Source organism: Burkholderia sp. Ac-20353, assembly GCF_017104785.1.
Taxonomy (GTDB): Bacteria; Pseudomonadota; Gammaproteobacteria; order Burkholderiales; family Burkholderiaceae; genus Burkholderia.
Genome location: NZ_JAAGPL010000492.1, coordinates 1 through 1152 on the forward strand (window position 1 = coordinate 1; position 1152 = coordinate 1152).

The 1152-nt window shown below is 70.9% G+C and carries 1 protein-coding gene; it reads right to left on the bottom strand.

Going from position 1 to position 1152, the window contains the following annotated elements:
- Positions 1-1152, bottom strand: a 1152-nt coding sequence (locus G3N94_RS41530) for an FUSC family protein (RefSeq protein WP_205799935.1), incomplete at both ends; no start/stop codon positions are given.

Genomic DNA, 1152 nt, shown 5'->3' on the forward strand with positions numbered 1-1152 from the left:
CGGCGCGCGAACGCGGCCGCCGCCTGCGCGCGCCGTTCGGCCGGATGGGCGACCTGCACGAGCCGGCGCCACTGGTCGAGCAGCGCGGCGAGCGCCGTGTCGACCTGCGTGGCGATGCTGACAGGCCAGATGCGCGTGAACACGAGGTAGATCACGACGTTGCCGAGCAGGATGCCGATCGCGCGGTCGCGCGCGATCGTCAGGTCGAAGCCGGGCCCCGCGCCCTGGATCACGCACAGGAACAGCGCGAACGCGATCTGGAAACCCGCATACCCGACGCGCGGCGACCCGAATGCGACCCACGCCGACAGCCACGCGCCGACGAACACGACGGCCATCAGCTGGCCGATCGACGACAGCGCGGGCATCACGAACACGATCGCCGCGGTGCCGACGAGCGCGCCGACGATGCAGCCGCCGATCCGCAGCGTGAGCTTCTCGACCGTCTCGGCGGTCGTGCCGAGCGACACGATGTAGCAGGTGATGAAGCACGTATGAATGCCGGACCAGTCGAGCTGCATGTACAGCAGATAGCAGAACATCGCGGCGACGGTGGTTTTGAGCGCGTAGCGGATGTGGTCGGGATTCGTGCGCGCGTCCGGCAGGAAGAAACCGCCGCGCGGTTCGGCGTGCGCGTCGGGCGGGGTGCCGCGCGACGTTTCAGGGGCAGCGTCGGTGGCGGCGTCGGGCGAGACGTTCGGCGACGCATCGTGAGCGGAAGCCGCCGGGCGTTGCGCGGTGGCTTTCGCGAACTGCGTGATCGCCGTGTGCAGATCTGCCACAACGACGCGCGCGAGCGGCGGCAGCGCATCGGCCGGCGGCAGCACGAGCGCGATGTCGACCGGATAGCCGCGTTGCTCGAGCATGCCGGCCATCTCGTCGAGCGTGGTCGCGATCGGTGCGGTGAACGCGTCGGGCAGCCGTGCGCCGGCCTCGCGGCTCGCCAGCGCGACCGAGACGAGGATCGCGGTGCTTGACGCGATCGCCTGTCGCAGCGCGGCGACATCGGCGGCGCTCGACGTGCCTTCGAGCTTGGACAGCTTGAGCCACTTTTGCAACTGCTCGTCGCCTTCGCGCAGCGCGGCGTCGAACGCGGCGCGCGCGTCGCCGTCGTTGCCGTTGTCGCCGTCGCCGCGCAGCTGCCGGGCGGCG